20 protein-coding genes and 2 pseudogenes are annotated in these 23,174 nt (G+C 46.7%); 8 read left to right on the top strand and 14 right to left on the bottom strand.

All coding sequences use genetic code 11. The features are described from left to right. The first annotated feature begins 39 nt into the window (after nt 1–39). Nucleotides 40–789: a DUF2884 family protein gene (locus tag WH43_RS05135; protein WP_229670415.1), complete on the top strand. Its 750-nt coding sequence runs from the start codon at nt 40–42 to the stop codon at nt 787–789. A 35-nt stretch (nt 790–824) separates the two neighbouring features. Here WH43_RS05135 and WH43_RS20000 read toward each other — a convergent pair whose 3' ends face one another. Beyond that, nucleotides 825–1,034 carry a hypothetical protein gene (locus tag WH43_RS20000; RefSeq protein WP_152342788.1) on the bottom strand — a complete coding sequence of 70 codons (210 nt, stop codon included), beginning with the start codon at nt 1,032–1,034 and terminating at the stop codon, nt 825–827. Nucleotides 1,035–1,156: 122 nt separating this feature from the next. Here WH43_RS20000 and WH43_RS05130 point away from each other — a divergent pair, with 122 nt between their 5' ends. The 4 genes and pseudogenes from WH43_RS05130 to WH43_RS05115 all read left to right on the top strand — a co-directional run bounded on the left by WH43_RS05130 (nt 1,157) and on the right by WH43_RS05115 (nt 4,221). Then, nucleotides 1,157–1,594, top strand: coding sequence for a MarR family winged helix-turn-helix transcriptional regulator (locus WH43_RS05130; protein WP_053423577.1), 438 nt, complete (start codon nt 1,157–1,159; stop codon nt 1,592–1,594). A gap of 29 nt (nt 1,595–1,623) precedes the next feature. Beyond that, nucleotides 1,624–1,955 (top strand): annotated as a pseudogene (locus WH43_RS05125) (DMT family transporter). A gap of 473 nt (nt 1,956–2,428) precedes the next feature. Continuing rightward, entirely contained in the window at nt 2,429–2,749 is a 321-nt protein-coding gene (locus tag WH43_RS05120; RefSeq protein ID WP_053423576.1) for a DUF6172 family protein, read from the top strand. Between the two features lie 191 nt (nt 2,750–2,940). Next, the gene (locus tag WH43_RS05115) at nt 2,941–4,221 is read left to right on the top strand and encodes a DEAD/DEAH box helicase (protein WP_053423575.1); all 1,281 of its coding nucleotides are present in this window, start codon (nt 2,941–2,943) and stop codon (nt 4,219–4,221) included. Nucleotides 4,222–4,285: 64 nt separating this feature from the next. Here WH43_RS05115 and bdpA read toward each other — a convergent pair whose 3' ends face one another. Continuing rightward, nucleotides 4,286–5,779, bottom strand: coding sequence for a BAR domain-like protein A BdpA (gene bdpA, locus WH43_RS05110; RefSeq protein WP_053423574.1), 1,494 nt, complete (start codon nt 5,777–5,779; stop codon nt 4,286–4,288). A gap of 72 nt (nt 5,780–5,851) precedes the next feature. Between bdpA and WH43_RS21045 the strand changes: the two are divergent. Further along, a pseudogene (locus tag WH43_RS21045) lies at nt 5,852–7,608 on the top strand (MFS transporter). Between the two features lie 38 nt (nt 7,609–7,646). Here the strand turns inward: WH43_RS21045 and WH43_RS05100 are convergent. From WH43_RS05100 to WH43_RS20340, 5 genes are all read right to left on the bottom strand, one after another. Beyond that, nucleotides 7,647–8,960, bottom strand: a complete 1,314-nt coding sequence (locus WH43_RS05100) for a TonB family protein (RefSeq protein WP_053423573.1) — start codon at nt 8,958–8,960, stop codon at nt 7,647–7,649. Between the two features lie 140 nt (nt 8,961–9,100). Then, nucleotides 9,101–9,472, bottom strand: a complete 372-nt coding sequence (locus tag WH43_RS05095) for a VOC family protein (RefSeq protein ID WP_053423572.1) — start codon at nt 9,470–9,472, stop codon at nt 9,101–9,103. 127 nt (nt 9,473–9,599) lie between these two features. Next, complete coding sequence (locus WH43_RS05090) at nt 9,600–11,471, bottom strand: DUF885 domain-containing protein (protein WP_053423571.1); 1,872 nt, start codon at nt 11,469–11,471, stop codon at nt 9,600–9,602. 177 nt (nt 11,472–11,648) lie between these two features. Beyond that, nucleotides 11,649–12,614, bottom strand: a complete 966-nt coding sequence (locus tag WH43_RS05085; protein WP_286049479.1) for an amidohydrolase — start codon at nt 12,612–12,614, stop codon at nt 11,649–11,651. Then, nucleotides 12,590–12,976 (bottom strand): zinc-binding metallopeptidase family protein, encoded by a 387-nt coding sequence (locus WH43_RS20340; protein WP_286049478.1) that lies wholly within the window; start codon nt 12,974–12,976, stop codon nt 12,590–12,592. Before WH43_RS20340 ends, WH43_RS05085 begins: the two co-directional genes overlap by 25 nt. Before the next feature lie 275 nt (nt 12,977–13,251). Between WH43_RS20340 and WH43_RS05080 the strand changes: the two genes are divergently transcribed. Then, the gene (locus tag WH43_RS05080) at nt 13,252–13,566 is read left to right on the top strand and encodes a hypothetical protein (protein ID WP_053423570.1); all 315 of its coding nucleotides are present in this window, start codon (nt 13,252–13,254) and stop codon (nt 13,564–13,566) included. A 104-nt stretch (nt 13,567–13,670) separates the two neighbouring features. Then, nucleotides 13,671–15,389: a potassium/proton antiporter gene (locus WH43_RS05075; protein WP_053423569.1), complete on the top strand. Its 1,719-nt coding sequence runs from the start codon at nt 13,671–13,673 to the stop codon at nt 15,387–15,389. A 26-nt stretch (nt 15,390–15,415) separates the two neighbouring features. Here WH43_RS05075 and WH43_RS05070 read toward each other — a convergent pair whose 3' ends face one another. From WH43_RS05070 to WH43_RS05040, 7 genes are all read right to left on the bottom strand, one after another. Continuing rightward, nucleotides 15,416–16,483, bottom strand: coding sequence for a succinylglutamate desuccinylase/aspartoacylase family protein (locus tag WH43_RS05070; protein WP_053423568.1), 1,068 nt, complete (start codon nt 16,481–16,483; stop codon nt 15,416–15,418). After that, the gene (rimK, locus tag WH43_RS05065) at nt 16,484–17,413 is read right to left on the bottom strand and encodes a 30S ribosomal protein S6--L-glutamate ligase (protein ID WP_053423567.1); all 930 of its coding nucleotides are present in this window, start codon (nt 17,411–17,413) and stop codon (nt 16,484–16,486) included. It abuts the gene before it with no gap. 82 nt (nt 17,414–17,495) lie between these two features. Continuing rightward, nucleotides 17,496–18,842 (bottom strand): magnesium transporter, encoded by a 1,347-nt coding sequence (gene mgtE / locus WH43_RS05060; RefSeq protein WP_053423566.1) that lies wholly within the window; start codon nt 18,840–18,842, stop codon nt 17,496–17,498. 36 nt (nt 18,843–18,878) lie between these two features. Beyond that, nucleotides 18,879–19,844 (bottom strand): magnesium transporter CorA family protein, encoded by a 966-nt coding sequence (locus tag WH43_RS05055; RefSeq protein ID WP_053423781.1) that lies wholly within the window; start codon nt 19,842–19,844, stop codon nt 18,879–18,881. A 1,005-nt stretch (nt 19,845–20,849) separates the two neighbouring features. Further along, entirely contained in the window at nt 20,850–21,815 is a 966-nt protein-coding gene (locus WH43_RS05050) for an alpha/beta hydrolase (protein WP_053423565.1), read from the bottom strand. Nucleotides 21,816–21,883: 68 nt separating this feature from the next. Continuing rightward, on the bottom strand, nt 21,884–22,327 hold the full coding sequence (locus WH43_RS05045; protein ID WP_053423564.1) for a family 43 glycosylhydrolase: 444 nt from the start codon (nt 22,325–22,327) through the stop codon (nt 21,884–21,886). Next, on the bottom strand, nt 22,306–23,007 hold the full coding sequence (locus WH43_RS05040; RefSeq protein WP_053423563.1) for a family 43 glycosylhydrolase: 702 nt from the start codon (nt 23,005–23,007) through the stop codon (nt 22,306–22,308). Before WH43_RS05040 ends, WH43_RS05045 begins: the two co-directional genes overlap by 22 nt. Nucleotides 23,008–23,174 lie beyond the last annotated feature (167 nt).

Raw genomic sequence — 23,174 nt, 5'->3', positions numbered from 1 at the left:
GACCAATCCCGTTGAAAGAGAGTTGATATTTTGCGCCTTGTGTTGATCCTGTTTCTGATGTTCTGCAGCTGGCAAGGCTTGGCGGCTGAATGCAATATGGCCTTTCGCCACGGTATTCTTATTTCTCCTGAACAAATTCGTATTCAAAACACCAACCGCACAGTGTTTCAGATCAATCAGGATAAAGATCTATTTATCCGGGGTGAATGGATCACCTTAAACCCGGCAGAGCAGGAGTTGGTTCGCCAGTACGCTCAGGGGTTACGTAAATTTGTACCAGAGCTGGTGACCATAGCGGTGGACAGCGTCGAACTTGGTTTGACGGCCATTGAAAATATGTTGGTCGGTATTGGCAGCACAGCTCAGCAGGAGGAATGGCAAGCGCTGATCCGCGAAACCACCTATCAGCTGACCTCACGTTTTGTCCGCAGCGGTGAGCATTTTTATCTGGCACCACAAAGTCTGAATGAACTGGACTCCTTTTTACATGGGGAATTAAAAACTCAACTGAAAGACCTTGCCAAATACACTGTCGGCGCGGTGTGGGACGCTTTACGTGATGCTTTGCGCCAAAGTGAAGACGATTTTGAACGGACTGAAAGCCAGAACTGGCAACCCGCAGATGAATTATTGGCAAAAATTAACACAGGGCTGGATTTAAAAGCCGACGAGTTGGAGCAAAAATCTGTGTTGTTTTGTCAGCGCCTGACTGAGCTTGATCAGATTGAAACTCAGCTGCAACAGCGTGTTCCCCAACTTCTTGCCTATGATGTTGTAACGATGAAATAAAATTGAGTGGGTCAGTTAAGCCACTCAGCTCATAATTAAACCTCAGGCTGTCCATCCAGTTCGGCAAGTTTAGCTTTTAGCCGCTCATTCCGGTTTTTCTCTTTCTCCAACAACAGCTTTAACTGAGCAATTTTGGCAGCAGCTTCATCGTTCTGTATGGCTTTAAGCCTGAGTTCTCCTGAGTCTGCATCTCTCACTTGCCTTGCTTTGGCATTACAGGTTGGGCAACTGTGTATATCTGACATAAATACCTCATTGTGGGCTAGTTTGAGCTTTGGTAAATTGCTTTTTAGTTGATATAATCAACTTAATTATCTGTGTGTTTGTGGATAAAGTCAACTATCTGTCTGTGTGATGAGGAACGATCATGGAACAAAAACAGGATGTACTGGATCAACTACAGCAACTTACTGCTGAACTCAGAGGGCAGTTTTTCCAGCAACTCGGGCCTGAATTACCAGGCTTAACTGCTATGCATGGCCGCTTACTGTTACTGATCGCCAGAACAACCGGCTGCACAGCGCAACAACTGTCGGAATTGTTAAGGCGGGATAAAGCACAAATTACCCGGTTGTTAAATGACTTGCAGCAGGCTGCCTTAGTGCAGCGTCATACCGATCCGAGCGATGGCAGGCGGCAATTATTAGTATTATCAGGCCAAGGCCAACACGTCGCTACGCAGTTACAAATAAAAAAACGCCAGATAGCCAGCAAAATGCTGGCAGGCTTGACTTCGCAGCAGCAACAGCACATGTCTGAACTGTTGGCACAGATGTATCAGAATTTACTCAGCAGGGACAGCTAAGCCGGACCACTGACTAAAGGAGAGCTGCAATGAAACACTGGTTATTTTTAGCCACAGCTATAGTAGCTGAAACGATCGCCACGTCATCCCTTAAAGCCAGCGAAGCTTCACCAAACTCTGGCCTTCAGTGGCTGTAGTTGTTGGGTTCGCCATCGCTTTTTACTTTCTGTCACTCACCCTAAAAGTTATTCCTATAGGCATAGCTTACGCAGTCTGGTCTGGGGTTGGTATAGTGCTGATCACCACCATCTCCTGGTTTTTATTTGGTCAGAAACTCGATTTACCAGCTCTGGTTGGCATAGCTTTGATCATCGCTGGTGTAGTGATTATGCAGGTGTTTTCTAAGGTTGTGAGTCATTAACCAGAAAGTTATGGTATTAACTTCGGAAAAGTTCAGAGTCGAAGCTGACGCAGCCTTGACCTCAAACTTTTTACCGTTAAGCCCGAGTCTGCATGAATACTAGCTTTTGTATTTTATAGCCATGACTTTGTATATCGGCACGATGTCTATGGTGGGAACTACAGCAAAAAACAACTGTAAGACAATACGATACGGTTGCAAGCCTTGGGCAGGTAGGATAAAGCTGAACCCCGGTATCGTATTCTCAAGCAAGTAGCTGGTTACAACACTGTGGCCCCAGAACAGCAGGAAGTGCATAAGGGGGGCGCAGAATCATCTGGTTGTATTTGAGTTTCGTGCCAACAAAGTGATAAAAATCAGCGAATACTGGAAGTAGTTGGCGGTATTTGACCTGCTTTGTGCAGGAGCTGGCTATAGTTATCTTGCGCTCTTCCATGTAGAATGCGCGCCGGCCTACCTATTCAGGATTTGTAATGAAAAAAACCATAGCTTTGACCCACCCCAAACTGCAACCGGCCCGCTGGGTAGACTCCATTAAATATGATATTAAAAAGTATCTGAACAGAGAGCGCCGTAAAACCCTGCCTGTAGGTATGGATTACTGGACTTTTGATTGCCGCTTTGGTGCGTCTGAAGAGAAAGCTGAAAAGATTTTCACCTCTGAAATCAATAAACATATTGATGCTGCTGTGGCTCAAGAGTTGGAGAGTTTCTATGTAGAAATTCTTGCTCGTGCCTGTAAACATAAACCACGTGAACTTGGCTTTGACATCGACGAAGCTGACGAAGGTTAATACTCTGGATGCTTGTCGCTGCAGATAAGCATTTCACTTTTTAATTGAAAACCAGCTTGCCTCTGGCAGCTGAAAAGTACAGAAAAACTGCGTAAAATTCATTCAATCACAAAGAATTGTCTCTTCTACCGCTAAAATACTGTATATTCTGCCCTCATTTTTTACTGTAGCTATTCTACAGAGGAACTCTTATGCAATTTTCATCTTTAGATTTAGCTCCGGATTTACAACGCGCTTTGGTTGAATGCGGCTACAGTACTATGACTCCGGTACAGGAGCAGGCGATAGTGCCGGCTCGTCGTGGTAAAGATTTACAAGTTACAGCACAAACAGGTACGGGAAAAACGGCTGCTTTTGCTATTCCTTTGTTACAACGCATGCTGGATAAACCAAAAGATACAGTGGCACAGCGCCCACGCGCCTTAATTCTGACTCCAACCCGTGAATTAGCTGAGCAAATCGCCGAGTCTGTTTCTGCGTATGCCAGGTTTGTGCCTTTGAGCGTGACGGCACTGTACGGTGGCGTAAAAATGGGCGGGCAGGCGAATAAACTACAAGCCGGTGTCGATATTGTCATCAGTACACCGGGCCGTTTAATTGAGCATATGGCTCTTGGCAATGTGATTTTAACTGATGTTGAATTTGTCGTGCTGGACGAGGCCGACCGTATGCTGGATATGGGTTTTGTTACGGATGTGCTGAAACTTATTCAAATGACAGCCACTTCACGCCAAACCATGTTGTTCTCCGCTACAACCTCACCAGCAGTAAATGAGTTGTCGCATAAAATTCTGAAAAATCATCAGCAAATCCGGGTGGCGAAAACCAACAGTACTGCAGATACAGTGCACCACGTGGTGTATCCGGTGGAAGAAAGCCGCAAAATCGAATTATTCGAACAGCTGTTAGCAGAAAATAACTGGTTTCAGGTGTTGGTTTTTACCAGTACCAAAGAGCAGGCTGACCGCTTGTTAGCAGGTTTACAACAACGCCGTATTGAAGCCGCTGTGTGTCATGGAGATAAAAGTCAGGGCGCACGACGCCGTGCTATCGCTGATTTCAAATCCGCTAAGTTACAGGTATTAATCGCCACTGAAGTTGCAGCCCGAGGTTTGGATATTCAGGGGCTGGATTATGTGGTTAACTTTAACTTACCTTATCTGCCGGAAGATTATGTACACCGCATAGGTCGCACTGGCCGGGCAGGTGCTGAAGGGCAGGCGATTTCATTTGTCAGTCGTGAAGAAGAGCAAACCTTAGAGCGCATCCAAAAGTTGATCGGCAGTAAAATTAAACGAGTGCTGGTACCTGGTTTTGAAGTCAGTAACCGTGAGTCATTGCTCAAAAGTATTTCGCGCAAGGTGCTATCAGGCCGCTCTAATAAAGCCAGCGAAACCCGGATTGATCTGGACAGTGCCAACAAAGTAAAACCTAAGGCAAAACCAAAAGCCAAACCACGCACTACTAAATAACTTTATGTCTTTTCACCAGTCAAAGTTCTTGTACTTTGACTGGTTTCTTTGCTTTGTTTATCCCTTACATATAAGCCTTGGCGAAGGCCTCTTTGGATTGCCTGATATAGCTGCGGGCTTTTTGTGCATGCTGCTCCCAGGCCGCTTTGTCTTTGGCGTCAGTGAATGGGTTTTGATCCGGTGCGACTGAGCGTTCAAATCTGTCGTAAAAGGTAATAGCCGACGAAGTGATTTGGTTAAAACGTTCTTTAAATTCCTGCATGCCTTCGAGCTGCTCAGAGGTTTTTAACATGTATTGGATAAGCTGCGTATTGTCATTGGCGGCCAGATACCCCTGAGCTTTATTGGTCACATTTTCACCCACTTCGTTAATGATCAGAGCACGAATGGAGTCTTCTTTGCTCATCACCCTGCTGTAGTTTTCCTGAGTGCGGGCAAGACCGGCGTGTTGGAGATAATCGCGCAGGTGTTTATCTAAATCTTTGCGAAATACTTCCACCATCTTCAGCATGCTTTGCAAATCGTTTTCCAGGGCGGATACTTGCACCAGCTCTTTTTCCAGCTCGTTTAAAAACTTCTCTGCCTGCTCGTAAATTTTTAAACCATTCTCCTCGGCAAATTTACGATCTTTGCGGTTTAAATCGGCGTTTTCATAATTAGATTTATCAAAAGCTGTGGCCAGGAAAGACTTAAAAGGCTCCGCAAAAGCGGCGTATAACCCACCACTGACCACGGTCAAAGTCGCAGTGGTTAAATCACCAAAAGGTTTCACCATTGAATTGAGCCGGGCTTGCTGTAAAGGCGAAGCCACTCTTTTGGTATCGGCCAGAATAGTACGAAATGAGGAGTAGGCCATTGGATTGGACATTTTATTGCGCTCTGAACTGGCCAGTGCAAAGGTAATGGTTGAATAAATAGCGTTGGCGTACTCCAGGTACTGGCGCTGACTCTCCAGCTGTGCCGCGTAGTTTTTGCCAATAGTTCGGAACGACTCGCTTTGTAATTCGTAGTTTTTATTGGTTTGAAGTTTATCCAGAATACCGGTAATAATTTTCTGCTCATTTTTCTGCAGCGCTGTGTCGAGTAAGATACGTTCCAGAGTCACATCGTCCAGTGCAAGACCACCATGCAAGGTTTCTATATCTAAGCGCAGATACTTACGACCCGGATCATCGATAGAAACCCGATGTGCCATATAAGCTTCAGTGCCAGCAGGTGCTTCAATTAAGCCAACCTGTTGCCACTGCGCATCCAAAGCGACAGAAGAGGAGGTCAGAATATTAATACGGTAGCTGGCAAAAGCGGACTGAGGCTTGACCCAAAACTCCAGCAAACCCAGTTCAGACACAGGATAGCGGCTGACTAACGAGCTGCTGCCATCCTGACAAAATAAAGCGCTTGTACCAGTTCGCGCCATTTCAGAGCTACGCTGGCAACCTGCAAGAATATTCCACTGATGGGCGTCTTGTTCAAAGTCGCTGGAAAATACCAGTTCACCGGGTTTGGCCAGAGCAAAACCACTCCATAAACAAAGCAGGGCAACAGACAAAGGGCGCATACAATCCTCAGATGGAGTAGGGCAAAGAAACTGTCCTTACAGTCTGGTGTAAGGCTGACAGAACGAAGATTTATGGTAGCTGAATTTGCCAGCCAAAACAGCGCTAATTTTTGTTTTCTAATCAACAGCTTTTATCTGCAGGCTGCTGTTTCTATTCTTGCTATTCAAGCAAGTTGCCCGGTATGCTTTGCGCTTACATCAGAGCCTCAGCAGGGGCCAATCACAGAGACAAGTACCATGAAATCTCAGGGAATCAATTTTTACCATCCGTTCGCCTTTTGGCTGGGCTGTATTGCTATCACTTTGGGGGTTCTGGCTCATGTGCCCATGTTTATCCACGCTTCTCATATGAATTATCAGATGGTGGGTATGCCGATGGACAATACTATGTTGATTGGTATGGGACTTATTCCGTTGGGTTTGCTGTTTGCCATGTATGGATTGATGCCAAGGCTAGAGCAACTTCGCACTGCAGATCACAGCAGATTGCATTTTCATATAGCGGATCAGTTACCGCTCAACAAAGAACATTGGACCTTAGTCATGGTGCTGATGGCTGCTGTGATAGTGGATGTAATGAAACCTGCCACTTTGGGTTTTGTTATGCCGGGTATGAAAGCTGAATATGGTATCAGTTCAAAAGAAGCTGGCGTTTTGGCTCTGGTGGCTTTAACGGGCACCACCATAGGCTCAGTGCTTTGGGGCCTGATGGCGGATTTGTTTGGTCGCAGAGCCGCTATTTTGTTGTCAGCACTGATGTTTATTGGTACCGCGATTTGTGGTGCTATGCCAACTTTTGAATGGAATCTGGTGATGTGCTTTTTAATGGGGATGTCAGCGGGGGCTTATTACCTATTACCTTTACCTTGATGGCAGAAACTATTCCGTCGGCTCACCGAGGCTGGCTCTTAGTGGCTCTGGGGGGCTTTGGCACTGCAGCCGGTTATCTGGTTGCTTCTGGCTCTGCTGCGTTATTAGAGCCCATGTTTAGCTGGCGTGTTTTATGGATGTTGGGGTTGCCGACAGGTTTGTTGGTTATTTTTTTAAACCGTTATATTCCGGAATCTCCGCGTTATCTTGCCAGTAAAGGTTTAACCAGCGAAGCCCGCCTGGTGCTACAGCGTTTCAGTGGGGTTCAGGCGCAGGATCAAAGCAGCATAGTGGTCGAGGAAGAGCCTGCCTCTGAGCAAACAGGATTTAAACAGCTGTTAGAAGGGCATTATGCTGGTATTACTTTAGGTTTAGTGGCGGCCGGTGTGGCCTGGGGTTTGGTGAACTTTGGTTTTATGTTATGGCTGCCAACCAATTTAGGCGAAATGGGCTTAGCAAGGCAGGCCAGCGCTATCATCACCAAATCCGCCTTTTTTGCATTGCCAGGCGTGGCAGTGGTGATCTGGCTGTATCACAGCTGGAGTAGCATAAAAACCTTATTGCTGTTTATTCTGTTAACAGCTTTGTCTTTGCTAAGTTTTTGCTTGTTTGACTGGCTCGATAGCCGTTCTGTGACCTTGCTCTCTGTATCCATTGCGTTGCTGCTGGTCAGCTCCAGTGGGGTGATCGCCATGCTGATCCCTTACGCGGCAGAGATTTATCCGGTGCATTTGCGTGGCACTGGTTCTGGTATAGTGGCTGCCAGCTCAAAGTTTGGTGGTATTTTAGGGGCTTTACTTGGTGTCATTGGTGTGTTCGACCAGATGGCGTGGTCGGCCTTGTTGATTATGGCTGCTTTGGTTACCGCTGCATTGTTATTGCATCGCCACGGTATAGATACCAGAGGGGTACGACTGGAGGATATGCATGAGGCTTTACAAAAGAAGTCTGAGCGTTAAAAAAGCCACGCAGAGGTGGGCTGATGTGTCGACAGAGCTTAAAGTGCGGCTTTAAGCTCCGCCGCGGTTTCGTAGTTTTGCGCTACCGCTTTATCCAGCAGTAATTGACCCTCAGCATTGTTCCCCTGCAGTATTTTTCTAACGCCACTCCAGGCCTGTACCTGGGGATCGTTGCGCTGTAACAGATAATTCTCCCAGGACTCAGATACCATGGCCAATTGGCGTTGTGCTGCTAAATTGCCGTTTTTCGCCGCCACAGTCCACCAATAGCCGCCAGTATGTAATTCAGACACATAAACAACAGGAGTGACATAGGTCGTTTTGCCAGGATCGGCCCAGAGTCTGAAAACGCCATTGCTGGCATCTTCATCCAGTACTTTGCCCAGCAGCAGAGTATTGGCTTGCTGCTTACTTAGTTTGTCGGCATTTAGCACTTCAGTCACTTTGCCAGTCACATCAGTTTTTACCATGGCTGTACCAGAAAAACCTTCGATACGGCTACTGAAGCCGGATCTGCGGTCAAAGAGCTGGGCTGGTAATTCGGCGGTTGGCTCTAAAGCCAGATTTTTATCCGCCTGCACAACATAGCTAGAGTTAGTTGCCAGCATATCCAGCAGAGTACCCAGCAAGAATTGGTGTTGGGGGGAGCCAGCAACAGCAAAATCCATTAACTTATGCTGCTGCATAAAGGCCTTCACCTGATATTCCTTTAAAGGCCCCAGACTGTAGTGCAGCATCACTTTACCTTGGTGTTTTTGTCCTGTGGCAGCATATTTCCATGATTTAACCGCTTTGACAGATACTTTGTTGAAGGTTTTGTCAGGAAAGGATCCCAACACTTCCACTGTGCCGACATGACCTTGCTCATCTATTAAAAACTTCATCACTGTGTAACCGAAAATGCCGCTGTGAGCCGCCTCCTTCGGATAAGCCGGAGCTTTACGGCTGATCACTTCAGGCAGAGCAGTTAAATCCACTTCGTCATCAGGCAAATCACGGATCTGTACTTTGCTTAGTAGTTCCTGAAATAGCTCAGTCGCTTGTTGCTGCTGCTCTGCTGACAGTTTAGTTGCGACAGATTTGGCAAGAGCTGACGCTCTTTTATCTCCGAGCGCATCGGCCAGTTGAAAATAAGCCAGAGCTTTGACTGTATCGGCTTTTCTACCTTCCCCTTTGTAATGCATAACGGCCAGGTTAAAAGCGGCCAGTTCATTCCCCAAGGGTAAGAGTGAGGAAAATTCTGCAGAGGCTTTTTGATAGTCTTGTTGCTCATACTGTTGTAAGGCATCGAGCATATCTGAGTAGACAAATGGACTAAAAGCAAGACTAGTGAACAGCAGTAAAGCGCGCATCAAAGAATCCTTTCGCAAATGGTTCTATCCGGAGGAGGAGAATAGTGTTTTTTGTTTACAATTATTTAACATGAAGAGGGCGAAGAAATCAAGAGCAGACTCAGGCTTCACCTAAATCTGCCCTGGTAGTGGTATGAAAATTAGCCGAAATGATTAAAGCAAAGCTTATTGCCGTCTAAATCCCGTACGTAAGCACCGTAAAAGGTTTTTTCAATACGTTGACCTGGAGCACCTTCACAGCTTGCTCCCAGCGCCAGAGCTTTGTGATACAGCTCATCTACCTTCTCTTTAGTGCCTGGAGCGATAGACAGCATAGTACCGTTACCTGGTGTCGCTGGTTCTTTGTTGTAAGGAATACAAATAGCCAGCATAGGGCTTTGCATACTTTTGCCGATAAATACAATGCGGTCCATTTTGATCAACGTCTTAGCACCTTGCTCTTTTAACAGCTCCAAATAAAAGGCAACTGATTTATCTAAATCGTTTGAACCTAAAGTGACATAACTAAACATAAAATTATCCTGTAGTGAGAAAAAGCCTAATCAATACGCCTGCAATGTAAAATTGGTTGCATCGAATTGAAGTGTTTGGCAAAAAAATGGCCCTTAAACGGGCCATTTTCAACAGGTCGTCCGGAACTTAAGCCGCTTTTACACTATCGACCCAGTTCTGCACACGTTTTTCCAGTACTTGTAATGGCAAGGCACCACCACCTAACACTGTATCGTGGAAACCTTTGATATCGAACTTGTCGCCTAACTGTTCTTTGGCTTTAGCGCGGATTTCCAGAATTTTTAACATACCAATTTTGTAGGCTGTTGCCTGACCTGGCCACACTAAATAACGACGCACTTCAGAAGTGACTGCACCTTCAGCAACAGGGGTTTTTTCTTTGAAATACTCAATACCTTGTTGTTCAGTCCAGCCTTTGCTGTGCATACCTGTGTCGACCACCAAACGCACTGCGCGCCACATTTCCGTGATTAAACGGCCAAAATCAGAGTAGTCGCTCTGGTAAGCGCCCATTTCTTTGGCCAGTAACTCAGAATACAAAGCCCAGCCTTCAACATAAGCAGTAAAACCAGCCTGGGTACGGAAAGTTGGTACTGAGGTTAGCTCTTGTGCAATAGAAATCTGCATATGGTGGCCCGGGCTGCCTTCATGGTAAGCGATGGCTTCCATTTCATTTTTCGGCATTTGTTTCATATCAGATAAATGCGCGTAGTAAATACCAGGACGTTTACCATCTGGCGTGCCAGGGTAATAATGTTGAGCCGCACCTGGTTGTTCACGGAAGGCTTCCACCCGTTTTACTGTTAAAGCCGCTTTGGGCAGAATACCGAAGTATTCAGGCAGCTTTTTCTCAATAAAGGCTAAATAAGCTTCTGAGTCTTTTAAATAACCCTGACGGCCTTCATCTGTATCCGGATAGAAAAATTGTGCATCAGTTTTGATAAAGGTAAAGAACTCTTTGAGAGAACCTTTAAAGCCCACTTTATCTTTAATCGCATTCATTTCTTTGGTCAGACGGTCAACTTCATTTAAACCTATCTGGTGAATTTCATCCGCAGTTAAGTTGGTTGTTGTTGATTGGGCTAAGCGATGGTTGTAATACGCCACGCCGTTAGGCTGAGTCGATACACCCGTCACATTAACCTGAGTTTTATCCAGTTCGCTGGTTAAAAAAGCAGACAGGGCTTCATAAGAAGGTTGGAACTGAGTGGTTAAAGCTGATTTCGCGTCAGCCAGTAACTGTTCAGCTTTTTTATCATCCAGTTTGTCGGCCTTTTTCAACGCTTCCACTTTAGCTTTGGCATCAGCCCATAAAGGAGCGTCTTTGTCACTTTGTTTAAAAGGCGCGCCGTCTAACAGGTTATTGACTTGTTCCAATACACCTTCGTACGCAAAGCGTGGTGGGCGTACACCTGCTTCAGCATACTTAGCGGCACGTTGCTGCAAGTCAGCAATAGCTTTGGCAATGCCGCCAATACGTTTGACATAGGCTTCCATATCGACCACTTCGTCAACTTTATGGAAGTTCATCAAGACTTGAGGCAATAACGCATGTACACCTTGCATCTGATTAAACACATAAGTGTTTACACGAAATGCGGCAGCGTCACGACTTTGTTCATACTGATAAACCCATAAGTCGTACGAAGTTTTGGCTTCCGTATCTAACTTGCTGTAATCAAACTGAGATTTTAATTCTTCAACAGAAGCGGCAGCCCAGGCCAATTGCTTGTCTTCGGCTTCTTCTGTCACGTCGTCAATCTGATCTTGCTTATCTTTACGACCTAAGAAGGTCATTTGCAGCGGACTCATTTGCAGCTGCTCTTCGTATTTGGTTTCAAACCACTGGTTTAGCCGCTCTGATTCAGATAACGCTGCTTTAGTTTCTGCTGCTGTCGCAGGTTCAGCTGCGGCTGCGGTGGTTGTTTTGGTATCTTGTGCCGGATTACAGCCTGCCAGTAATGCGGCAATGCTAAGAGCTAATAATGAATGGCGCACGTTGCGTTTTCCTTTTAGTTATTGATTATGGAACATCATCGGTTTGAAACAGCCGGACTGAGGATGTGACTATCAGACTAACCTGAATTGTCACCCGAGTCGAAACTCATTTGTAACTTTATCTTACAAAAAGGCCTGCCTGAGGCAAGCCTTGGTTTGCATTCTCTGAAGCCTCGTTTAGTGTTTTGGCATCAGATCCAGCAAAGCCACCACAGTTGCTTCCACACCGGCTTTAATCGAAGGCTCTGGTGCAATTTTAAATAAAGGGCTGTGATGGCTGGGCACAGGTGCGCCGCCTTGTTTTTCCCGCTCAAAGTCCTCTTTGGGTGTACCGCCAATCTGAAAATACACACTCTGAATGGTCGGGTTCATAATTAAAAACGGATAATCTTCTGCGCCCATACCTAAACGTTTGTAATTCTGATCCAGAATATCTGCACCAAAGTGACTGACCCAGCGCTGCTTTAAACGTTGTGTCAGTGGAATATCGTTCACTGTAGGTGGTGTGGTTTGTGGGTCTACTGTCACTTCAGGCAGTTTATCTTCAGGCAAACCCGCGACCCGGCCCATATTGGTCGCTACTCTTTTAATAGCGCCAATCAGCTGCTCTCGGGTTTCTAAAGTATCGTTACGTACTGTCAGCTGTAAATGAGCTGAGTCGGGGATAATATTGTGCTTCGAGCCTGAGTGAAAAGAGCCAACGGTAATGACGCTGGGCTCTTTTGGCGCTACTTCCCGGCTGACAATAGTCTGCAGTGCCAGCACGATTTGGGAGCCTAAGACGATCGGATCTTTACCCCGGTGCGGGCTGGCGCCATGTGCACCAACGCCATGAATATGAATATCCACCGAATCGACACCAGAGTAGGGCGAACCTTCGACAGCAACAATTTTACCTGCTTCAATTTCGCTGGACACATGCAGCGCCATGGCGTAATCCGGTGTGCCAAAACGCTGCCAGATGTTATCGTCACGCATGCTCTGTGCACCACCAACATACTCCTCTGCAGGCTGGCCTATCAGCATTAAAGTGCCTTGCCACTGATCTTTAATTTTAACCATCTGACGTGCTGTGCCAATTAAGCTGGTGACATGCATATCATGACCACAGGCGTGCATCACCGAACTTCGTTGCCGTGCCAATCTTTGCTCTTTACTTTGGACGCATAAGGCAAACCACTTTTTTCTTCTACCGGCAAAGCATCCATATCTGCGCGCATCATCACCAGTGGTCCTTTGCCATTTTTTAAAATAGCGACGACCCCGGTTTTACCTACTCCGGTAGTCACTTCAAAGCCAGCCGCTTTGAGCTCTTTGGCTAAGCGCTCTGCTGTTTTAAACTCCATAAAAGACAGTTCAGGGTTTTGGTGAAAGTGTTTAAACAGCGGTTCCAGATGCTGTTGATAATCGGTGTGAATAGCTGCGGCTAAGTCTTTGGTTACAGCTATAGTGCTGGTGCTGAGCAAGGCTGAGCTGATCAGGCAGGCGAGGGGAAGCAGACGCATTCTGAAATCCTTTTTGTTGTTGTTTTAGGCGGTTGGTCGCGTGTTCATCACAGCATAAAAAATCAACAAAGGACAAGGGGCTGGAACAGATATGCGTTCAAATCCGGCCTTTTAAAGACTATTGGTGAAAGCATATGAGGTAGAAGACTGAAAAACCTGATCTTTTGGTTAAATTTGTCAGGTTGTGCTGCCGATCCGATGGTATGATCAACACACTTACTCACGAACTTTGTAGACCAAGGGGTTGTTTCTCTTATGCTTTCAGGTGGTTGACTATGAGGCTGTTAAGTTTTGTTGCGCTGTTTTTTTATTTAAGTTCACTGCTTCCCTCGGCGCAGTTTTCGGCTGCCCAACAGTGGCTGGAGTCACCTCAAACTTCAGCCAGCCATAGCCTGGCCCAACTGACCTCGGCGGCTTCACCTGTCAAACACATGACGTTGTCCGATGACGATGACAATAGTCTGGTTCAATTGCATCAGAAAGTCCTTAGCCCGGTATTCAGCCAAACTTATAGCTATTTAGTGACAAGATGGAATGTCTTTTCCTTACTGCCTTTTTTGGCACGTGCTCCTCCTGTGGTTTTAAGTTAACTCAGCTGTAGTGTCAGGCAGTCTCCTACTTTAAAAAGTCAGGTGCTGCAAAATGAAGTTCTGCTGTAGGTTTGGCCTGTAGCCACAATGTGAGAACCCTATTTATGTTTGTGATTGACCAAATTATTTTATTAGCCGCCATTCTGATTATTTTTGGCATCTTATCCAGCAAGTTGTCGGCCCGCCTGGGGTTGCCCGTACTGGTGCTGTTTTTAATGGTCGGTATGCTGGCAGGGGAAGATGGCCCAGGTGGTATCGTCTTTGATAATGCGCAAATTGCCCATGCGCTGGGTTCTTTGGCTTTAGCTGTTATTCTGTTTGATGGTGGTCTACAAACCCCCATGGCCTCTATTAAGCAAGTGTGGAAACCCGCCTCTGTACTGGCTACTTTAGGTGTATTAGTCACCTCAGCTATCACTGGTGTAGCTGCCGCCTATATTCTGGATGTATCGTTGTTTTATGGCTTACTCATTGGTGCCATAGTCGGTTCTACTGATGCTGCCGCGGTATTTTCCTTATTGCGTAACGCCGGTATTCATATCAATCCGCGACTAAAATCGACGCTGGAAATTGAAAGTGCAACCAACGACCCTATGGCAATTTTCCTGACCGTAGGTTTATTGGAAGTGATGGTCAAAGGGCTGGAACCAGGGACCGGCTTATTGATGCTGTTTATTCAGCAAATGGGGATCGGCTCGGCAGTAGGTTTAGCTGGTGGCTGGTTGTCCGTGCGTATTATTAACCGTATCCATTTAACCACCTCAGGTTTATACCCCGTTATGGTGGCCGCTTTGGGTTTATTGGCTTTTGGCGTGGCCGCCAATTTAGGCGGCAGTGGTTTCCTTGCCATTTTTATTGCTGGTGTGGTGATAGGCAATAGCCGTTTTGTTTTTCAGCGCAGTACCTTTTTGTTTCACGACGGTTTGGCCTGGTTGGGCCAAATTATCATGTTCGTATTTTTAGGTTTGCTGATTAACCCTTCTTCCTTGCTTGATGTCTGGCTGGAAGGGCTTTGCATAGCTGCAGTGTTGATCCTGATCGCCAGACCTTTGTCTGTGCTGCCGGTGTTGAAGATATTTGGTTTTAATGCGCGCGAAATGACCTTAGTATCCTGGGTCGGGTTACGGGGTTCAGTGCCTATTATTCTGGCGATTTACCCGCTGATTTATGGTTTACCTGGCGCAGAGCTGATTTTTAGTGTGGTGTTTTTCGTAGTGCTCATTTCAGCCACCATTCAAGGTTCTACCTTACCCTGGGTGGCTCGTACTTTGGGACTGACAGAACCTCCACCAGTAACGCCTGCGGCAACGCTCGAGATCACTGCTTTGGGTGATGTTGATGCGGACATAGTCGAATACCAACTGGGAGATAATTCGAGAGCGGCAAAGCGTCGTTTATCCCAAATGGCTTTGCCTGATGGAACTGTGGTGGCGATGATCACTCGTGGTAATGAGGTGATCCCGCCCCGTGGGTCAACCTTGCTGCATGCCGGTGATCATTTGTTTATTGTGATGAAACCAGAGGCGCGCGAATTTGTCGATTTGGTCTGCGCCGGAGTGTCTGAAACCAGCCATCAGGAGCTGCCTGCGACCGAATTACGCTTAAAAGGCTATACCAAAGTGGAAGACTTGCAGCATTCCTATGGCATCGAATTGTCGGCTGAAGGAGGGGTGTCGCTGGATGAATTATTGCGTCAGACTTTAGCAGACCAGGCTGTGTTGGGTGCCAGCAAAGACTTTAGCGAAGTGACACTTTCCGTCCGTGAAATGGTAGGGCAACGCATAGCCACTGTGGGTATAGCGCCTAAAGCTAGTCCGTTATAACAAAATGGGGTCTTCTGACCCCATTCTTACACCACGCCCAATATGGATGGCATCGCAGCATCGACCTCGTCTGTGATGGCATCCAGGGTTTTTTCTGCTTCATCCAACGAGCTGACTTCTGCTATATGAAACAAAGCTTCGCCTTCATTCACCAGTGGTAAGTTATTGCGGCCTATCACTATGCCGTTAAAACTGGCTTCAACCGCTACTTCAAAATCGGAGTAGGGGCTGTAGATATGGGCCAGTACATCGCCTTGTTGTACCGTCTGACCTAAACCCACGTAATACCGCGCTATGCCGTCGTGCTCTGCTCTGATCCAGCTACTTTTTTTACTGAATAAAGAGCCTGTTTTGACGGCTTTTTTGCTGGGGCTAAACATCCGAAGGTCTTGCATCACATTTAAAATGCCATGCACGCCAATTTTGATTGACTGTTCATCAAAACGCAGCGCTTCACCTGCTTCGTATAAAATAATTGGAATACCCAAGGCGTTGGCTGTGCCACGCATAGTGCCTTCCCGGCTGGCTGCTTTGATAATAATAGGAGCGTTAAACACCTCGGCCATTTGCAACGCTACTTTGTCCTTGGCACTGGCGCGCACCTGAGGCAGGTTACTGCGATGAATAGCACCCGTATGTAAATCAATGACATGAGTGCATTGTTTTAAAATTCGTTCGGTAAACTGATACGCCATGCGGCTGCCGAGTGAGCCTTTTTCACTGCCCGGAAAGCTGCGGTTTAAATCCCGTCTGTCCGGCAGATAACGCGATTGCTGCACAAAACCATAAGTATTGACGATAGGCACAACGATCAGGGTGCCGCGCAACTGGCTGAGTTTCGGCATTTTCAGCAGACGACGGCATATTTCCACGCCATTAATTTCATCGCCATGCAAAGCCGAAGTGATTAAAAGCACAGGGCCCGGTCTTTTACCATGCACCACATGAGCGCCTATATTCAGTTCAGTGTGGGTATAAAGTTTACCAAAAGGAATATCCACCACAGCACGCTGGCCTGGCTGGATCACTGTGCCACCTAAAGTAAAAGCCTGTTGTTTCTCCGCCAGCACGAGCTTGCCTTCAATTGTCGACATTTACTTTTTCCCCTGCTGTTTTTGCAGTGCTTTTTGCTGCATGCGCGCCTGATGCAAAGGCACATGTTTTTCCAGATATTCAATCATCCGGCCAGCCACATCTATGTCGGTTGCACCTTCAATCCCCTCTAAGCCCGGTGAGCTGTTGACTTCCATCACCACTGGGCCGTGGTTCGAGCGCAAAATATCCACCCCTGCTACATGCAAACCCATGGTTTTGGCCGCAGCAAGGGCAGTGCGTTTTTCTTCTGCGCTCAGTTTGACCAAAGAGGCTGTACCGCCTCTGTGTAAGTTGGAACGAAATTCACCAGCTTTAGCTTGTCGTTTCATCGAAGCGACAATTTTATTGCCGATAATAAAACAACGGATATCGGCGCCATTGGCTTCTTTGATGTATTCCTGCACCAGAATATTGGCATTGAGGCCCATAAAAGCTTCAATCACGCTTTCCGCTGCGGTGCGGGTTTCCGCCAGTACAACACCTATCCCCTGAGTGCCTTCCAGCAGTTTAATCACCAGCGGTGCGCCACCAACCATGTCGATTAAATCAGGAATATCACCGGGTTTATCGGCAAAGCCGGTAATAGGCAAACCTATGCCTTCGCGGGCTAAGAGTTGCAATGAGCAGAGTTTATCGCGGGCACGGCTGATGGCGCTGGATTCATTCAGTGCATACACGCCCATCATTTCAAACTGACGCAATACTGCAGTGCCATAAAAGGTAATAGAGGCACCAACGCGAGGGATCACGGCGTCAAACTGCTCCAGCACTTCACCTTTGTAGTGAATGCCGGATTTGGTTTTGTTGATGTTCATATAACACATCAGCGGGTCTATCACCTCAATCTGGTGACCCCTTTCTTCGGCCGCTTCGACCAACCTGCGGGTCGAATACAACTCACTATTGCGCGATAAAACCGCAATTTTCATAACAACACCTTTAATTTTTTTGTTATGAGTATTCTAGTGCGCTTTCCCAGCCAAGTATCTGTATAAAATCAAAAAATTTACATTAAAGCAAAAACAAAGAACCTAAGCCCAGGAAGGCAAAAAAACCTATCACGTCTGTAACCGTAGTTAGTATCACTGAGCCTGACAGGGCGGGGTCTATCTTCATTTTTTCCAGCCAGACCGGGATCACCACACCACTGAAAGCGGCGACACAAATATTGATTACGATGGCCAGACTGATCACTGTGGCAATAATCCAGTCACCAAACCATAAATAGGTGATACCCGCTATGACCAAAGCCCAGAGCACGCCGTTAATAGCGCCGACCCCTAACTCCTTACGCATTAAAGTCCAGTAAGTTTGGGGCGTAATTTGCCCTAGGGCTAAACCCCGGATAATCAAGGTTAAGGTTTGGCTACCGGCAATTCCGCCCATCGAGGCGACTATCGGCATTAACACAGCAAGTGCTACCACTTGCTGTAAGGTGGCTTCAAATAAACCTATGGTCCAGGCCGCTAAAAAGGCGGTCAGTAAGTTGATACCCAACCATAAAGCACGGCGTTTGGCACTGTTGATAATAGGGGCGAATAAGTCTTCCTCTTCGTCCAGACCTGCCGTATGCATAAACTGGCCTTCGAGGCTACGCCGCACGTTTTCCAGTGCTTCACCTATAGATAAACGACCTAAGAGTTTGCCTTCGCTATCGACCACAGCCAAAGCACTATAACCAGAGCGAGCTACTAAATCAGAGCCTTCATCTAATCCCATATCCCCTTGTACTACGGGTGCTTCAGCGTCGATAAACTCCACCACAGGCATATGGTTAGGCTGACCTAATAAGCGTATGCCCTGCAATAAACCGACATAACGGCCGGTGCGGTCGACCACAAACAAGGCTTCCTGGTATTCAGCATCTTCGGTTAGTTTTTTAAATAAGCGCACTGCATCCCGCACTTTGGCGTTTTTGCTTACAATCAGTACATCGTGGTCAGCATAACGACCACATTGTTCATCATCGTAAGTTAAGGCCTGATCCAGCCAGCGTTTTTCGCTTTGGTCCAGTCGTGAGCAGGCGTACTGATAAATAGCGTCCGGTAATTCGTCCAGCAGTTCAATCAGATCATCAACATCAATTTCTTCAACCAGCTCATGCAATTGTGCTGTTTCGAGCTGCTTGAAGATGTTGCTGCGTGCATCCACCCTCATATAGGTTAAGGCGGCGATTTGTTGTTCTTTTTCCAGCGTTAACCAGGTACCAACCCGCTGTTCCAGTGGCATAGCTTCAAGGGCAAAAGCTATCTCTTCCGGCTCCAACTGGTCCAGTTTTTCTGCCAGCTGTTCAGTTTCGTTTTCATCAAAACTGTCGCGGACTATCTCTTCAATATCCAGTTGGGTATTTTCAACCATCAAACCGCTCCTGCTGTTTGCTATTAGGCTACAGCGTTACCACCAACGGCGGATTTTAAAATAGGCCAGCAGGCCTACTGCCAATCCAAGCATAAGACCCCAAGTAATATAATAGCCCTCGGGGTTGTCCAGCTCAGGCATATATTTAAAGTTCATGCCGTACACACCCACAATAAAGGTCAGTGGAATAAAGACGGCACTGAGCATAGTCAGTACTTTCATTTTTTCGTTAATTTGATGTGACGAGGTCGAAATATAACTGCCGACTAAATCACTCAATTGGTCATAGTACATCTGCGTCATACTGTGCAGGCGTTCAAACTTCTCGTAAAAATCACGTAATTCTATCGAATCAAAATGACGTTTAAATGGATGACTGGCATCTTCTTCGTATAACAGATCCGAAAACATTTCTTTCTGGTAGGCCAGATTGCGGTCAATTTTCCGAAATACCGAGCGGTACTTCATAATTTGCGCCATTTTCTGATCGTTACCGTTGCTTTGCATACTATCTTCCAACTCACCCAGCTCGTCTTCAAACTGCAGCAGCTTTTCCAGATAAGTGGCGGAAACTGCATGAATATATTTTTTTATCCAGTCTTTAAACTTCTCTATACCGACCATGGCTGAAAACGGCAGATCAATTTTGCTATCGTCTAGCTGGCTATGGTATTTCACCAGAAGCACCTGGTCGTTAAACAATACAGAAATCTGACTATGGCCTGGGTAATCACTGAAATCTGAGCCAGAAAAGCCGCGCAAAATCAGCAGACTAAAGCTGTCGCTGAACTCCATCTTCGGTGGATGACGTTCACGTAAAAAATCCTCAGCGATTAGAGGATGAATACGGAAAAACTCCAGCACTTGCCGCTGTTCCATCTGATTGGCGGCCGTCAAATTAATCCAGATTTTGGTATCGGTGAGCAAAGGGTAATGCAGCGCCTGAAAATCGCTGATCTGCCATTGTTTTTGCTCCGGACAATACTGGTGAAGTTCTATCATCGCTGCGGCCTTTTGTATGCTTTTGGCAGCATAAGCAAAAAGGCTGTATGAATGCAAATGCTGTTGTGGATCTTGCACTTAGATTAAAGAGTTTGGTGGAAAACTGAGCAGAAACTTTATGCTTTAGTGCGAGGAGTACTGCAAAAATGTTTACTTAACAGCTTTCGTCTTGTGCCAGCCGCTTTCTTTTGCATCGTCAAAAGAACGTGACGTAAAGTAAAAACTGAGAAAGCATACTTCTGATAGGTGAAGGATTGTCCGCAGGGAACTGATCCAGGTAGTTGGTAGGGTTGCTGTCCGTTGGTTGTAAAGAGCAAATTGTGAACATTCAGAGTAGGTTCTCTCGAAAAAAACAAATGTCGCTTTGCCTTATTTGCAGACATTCGTTTTTTATAAATCCCGCCAAATAAATGGATGCACGTTAATGTGTATTAACATGCATCGTTGCATTTGGTCGTAACAAGACAAAACACGGCATTCAAAAACTACAGCTACTTAACTGCTGCATATGCCGTCCAATCTATGCAGCCATGATGACGTTTTCTGTTCCTGTTCCAAGGTAGTGTGTTGTACACTTTTTGGCAATACTGAAATGAGAAATTGGGGTGGCCAACATTAAATCGATTTACTTCGATTAAGCGCTTTAGAAATCGATACTAAGAGTGCAGTGATCAACTGAATTTGGACACATCGTTATTGTCCAAAAATCGGTGATATCTTGAAACGCGAAATAAATAATCCACGCATTGATAAACTGTCCCAGCAATTCGCTGTTGTCTCGAAATTTTTGAGAGCTATGTTTTATCAATTTTCAACAATGTCCGCTTTCAGTGAAAAGCAGCGATTCGTTACCAGTTAGAGCCATCAGGTTTATGTGGCCCGAGCCATATACAAGCATCAGAAATTCTGCAGGTGAAACAACAAACCAACATATAGCGGCGCCCGTAAAGAGCGCCGTGGAGTGTGATTGGGATGAATTTATAATCAGCAGCCACTTTAGCTGCGTTATGCTTTGGCCTTAGGCTGCATCATGCCGTGCATTTTTAGCCAGCTGCTAAAGGCTTTAAACCAGCCTGTGCTTGTAGTATCTTTTGGATACATGCCAAAGCCGTGACCGCCTTGCTCGTAAAAGTGAAACTCGACCGGCTTTTTTGCTAGTTGCCAGTTTTTGATCAAGTCAAAGTCACCATTGGCGAAAAATGGGTCATCTGCAGCAAGGGCGACGAATAATGGTGGCGCATCGGCAGGCACTTTGACTTCAGCCAATGGGCCGTAGATATTGGCGATAAAAGCAGGTTTGGCGTCTTTACCTACCAGTGTAGTGGCCATTGTCAGCATGGCACCGGCAGAAAAACCTATCATGCCAATACGGTCCGGATCGACTTTCCATTCAGTGGCGCGTTTGCGAATAAGTGCAAAGGCGGCATTTGAATCCTCCAGCTGTGGCGCCAGACGAGTGGCCATTTCGGCCGGATCTGGGCGGGGTGGACGGCGGGCTGTGCCGGAAAACATCTGCGCCATTTCTTGCTCAAAGGCCGCCATATCGGCCGGGGTTTGATTTAAGCGATACTTCAGTAAAAAGGCTGCAATGCCTTGTTTGGCTAAAGCTTTGGCAACATCCCAGCCTTCATTATCCATCGACAAGGTGCGAAAACCACCGCCAGGAGCCACAATGACCGCCGCGCCGCAGGCATTGCTGGCATCGGGTAAAAAGGGCGTCAGGGTGGCCACCGTGACATTCCGCGCAAATCTGCTGCCATACTGCGAATGCCAGGATTCTTGTGCCTTGGCTTCAGGCAGCGGCCCTGTGCCAAGCTCTATGGCATTGCTTTGATCGGGCGCTGTGATGGGCGTCATTACATCGTTGGCCTGCGCCACAGCTTGTGCTGTGAACAAACAAGCAGCCAGCAACAGGCTCTGCCGGAACAGGCCAAAGTGCGAGGAGCTGCGATTGATAAAGTTAGTTTTCATCTTGTTCCTTTTCCTTGTTGTGTCTTGTGAATAAACAGATGGTTCGGGCTGTTTCGCAGACCTACGCACTACTTCTTAGAGGTTCTTACTATGGGTTTTATAGTGCCGTCTTTATTGAAATACACTCTGTCCAGGCTGACTGAGCGGCGGTAATTGCCACCTCCCGGCAGGTCGGCGCTGTGATAGGCCAGATAGGTCTGGCCATTAAAATCGAACATAGCCGGGTGAATAGTGGTGGTGTTGGGCAGTGGCTGCATAATGATGCCCTGATATTTCCAGGGACCTGTGGCAGATGAGCTGGTGGCATAGGCCAGACTTTCCGGAAAACCTGCCGCGTATACCAGATAATAAATACCGTTGTGTTTTGACAGATAAGGGCCTTCTTCGAAATTAGGCAAAGTATCTACCCTGTGGATTTTCACCTTGCTGGTATCGCGATTTTGCATTTTTCCTTCTGCATCCAAGCTGTAGCTTTCGCCTTTCAGATGGACTAAATCAGCTTCCAGTTCCACCCACCATAATTGCTGATTGCCCCAATACAAGTGGCTTTGCCGTCGTCATCAATAAAGACAGCTGGGTCTATATTGCGCCAGGTGTGGTCTTTATCTTTTGCGGTATCTTCCAGCAAAATCATCGGCATACCGCGGGCGTCTTTAAAGGGGCCTTCAGGGCTATCCGATACGGCCACGCCAATGGAAAAACCAAATTTCCCTCCGGTTTGTCCACCTTCTACTGCGGCATAAAAGTAGTACTTAGATTTGCCTGATTGATCTTTACGGTGGATCACATGATGAGCGTAAGCATTGCCAGTTTTTTGATCGCCTCTGGCCCAGGCAAAGTCTGAGTAGCGAAAAACTGCGCCTTTGTTTTGCCAGGTGACTAAGTCTTTGCTAGTCCAAAGCCGGTAGTCGTACATGCGGTAGTCTTTGCCATCCGGCAGCGCCTCGTCGTGCGTGCTATACAGATACAGGGTATCACCTAGCACCAAAGCGGCCGGATCTGCGGTGTAGATCAAGTCGCCCACCTGCCGGGTTGGGTCCTGGGTATCGTATTTAATAATAGGGTTGTCAAAGCTCGAGGGCGCTGTCTCTGCCCGTGCTGTACCGCAGGCGAATAAGCCTGAAAAAGAGAAAGCCAGACACAGCTGCACTAAGGGTTTTCTATTTGTTTTGCAGGTTTTAACGGTAAACATTGAAGCGTATCCTTAAGCCACAAGAATGGAATAAGGCACAGTGTGTAGAAATTTTCGGCATAACGGAACGGCGAGGCTGTTACGAATCCGGTTAATAGCTTTACCTTATTTGTGACCTTTCCCCGGAATTAATACCAATCCCGTGATGAGATTTTCCAGCTTATGCT

Source organism: Rheinheimera sp. KL1, assembly GCF_001275035.1.
GTDB lineage: Bacteria > Pseudomonadota > Gammaproteobacteria > Enterobacterales > Alteromonadaceae > Pararheinheimera > Pararheinheimera tangshanensis.
Note: the sequence above shows the minus strand (reverse complement) of the source record. Positions and strands in the feature narration are given on the sequence as shown.

Bases quoted from the DNA above. Each gene is read 5' to 3' on its own strand.
- WH43_RS20340 (WP_286049478.1), bottom strand. From the start codon at position 12,976: ATGCGTCTGCTTCCCCTCGCCTGCCTGATCAGCTCAGCCTTGCTCAGC.
- WH43_RS05120 (WP_053423576.1), top strand. From the start codon at position 2,429: ATGAAAAAAACCATAGCTTTGACCCACCCCAAACTGCAACCGGCCCGC.
- WH43_RS05130 (WP_053423577.1), top strand. From the start codon at position 1,157: ATGGAACAAAAACAGGATGTACTGGATCAACTACAGCAACTTACTGCT.
- bdpA (WP_053423574.1), bottom strand. From the start codon at position 5,779: ATGCGCCCTTTGTCTGTTGCCCTGCTTTGTTTATGGAGTGGTTTTGCT.
- WH43_RS20000 (WP_152342788.1), bottom strand. From the start codon at position 1,034: ATGTCAGATATACACAGTTGCCCAACCTGTAATGCCAAAGCAAGGCAA.
- WH43_RS05115 (WP_053423575.1), top strand. From the start codon at position 2,941: ATGCAATTTTCATCTTTAGATTTAGCTCCGGATTTACAACGCGCTTTG.
- WH43_RS05075 (WP_053423569.1), top strand. From the start codon at position 13,671: ATGTTTGTGATTGACCAAATTATTTTATTAGCCGCCATTCTGATTATT.
- rimK (WP_053423567.1), bottom strand. From the start codon at position 17,413: ATGAAAATTGCGGTTTTATCGCGCAATAGTGAGTTGTATTCGACCCGC.
- WH43_RS05070 (WP_053423568.1), bottom strand. From the start codon at position 16,483: ATGTCGACAATTGAAGGCAAGCTCGTGCTGGCGGAGAAACAACAGGCT.
- WH43_RS05100 (WP_053423573.1), bottom strand. From the start codon at position 8,960: ATGCGCGCTTTACTGCTGTTCACTAGTCTTGCTTTTAGTCCATTTGTC.
- WH43_RS05080 (WP_053423570.1), top strand. From the start codon at position 13,252: ATGAGGCTGTTAAGTTTTGTTGCGCTGTTTTTTTATTTAAGTTCACTG.
- WH43_RS05055 (WP_053423781.1), bottom strand. From the start codon at position 19,844: ATGATAGAACTTCACCAGTATTGTCCGGAGCAAAAACAATGGCAGATC.
- WH43_RS05050 (WP_053423565.1), bottom strand. From the start codon at position 21,815: ATGAAAACTAACTTTATCAATCGCAGCTCCTCGCACTTTGGCCTGTTC.
- WH43_RS05095 (WP_053423572.1), bottom strand. From the start codon at position 9,472: ATGTTTAGTTATGTCACTTTAGGTTCAAACGATTTAGATAAATCAGTT.
- WH43_RS05040 (WP_053423563.1), bottom strand. From the start codon at position 23,007: ATGTTTACCGTTAAAACCTGCAAAACAAATAGAAAACCCTTAGTGCAG.
- mgtE (WP_053423566.1), bottom strand. From the start codon at position 18,842: ATGGTTGAAAATACCCAACTGGATATTGAAGAGATAGTCCGCGACAGT.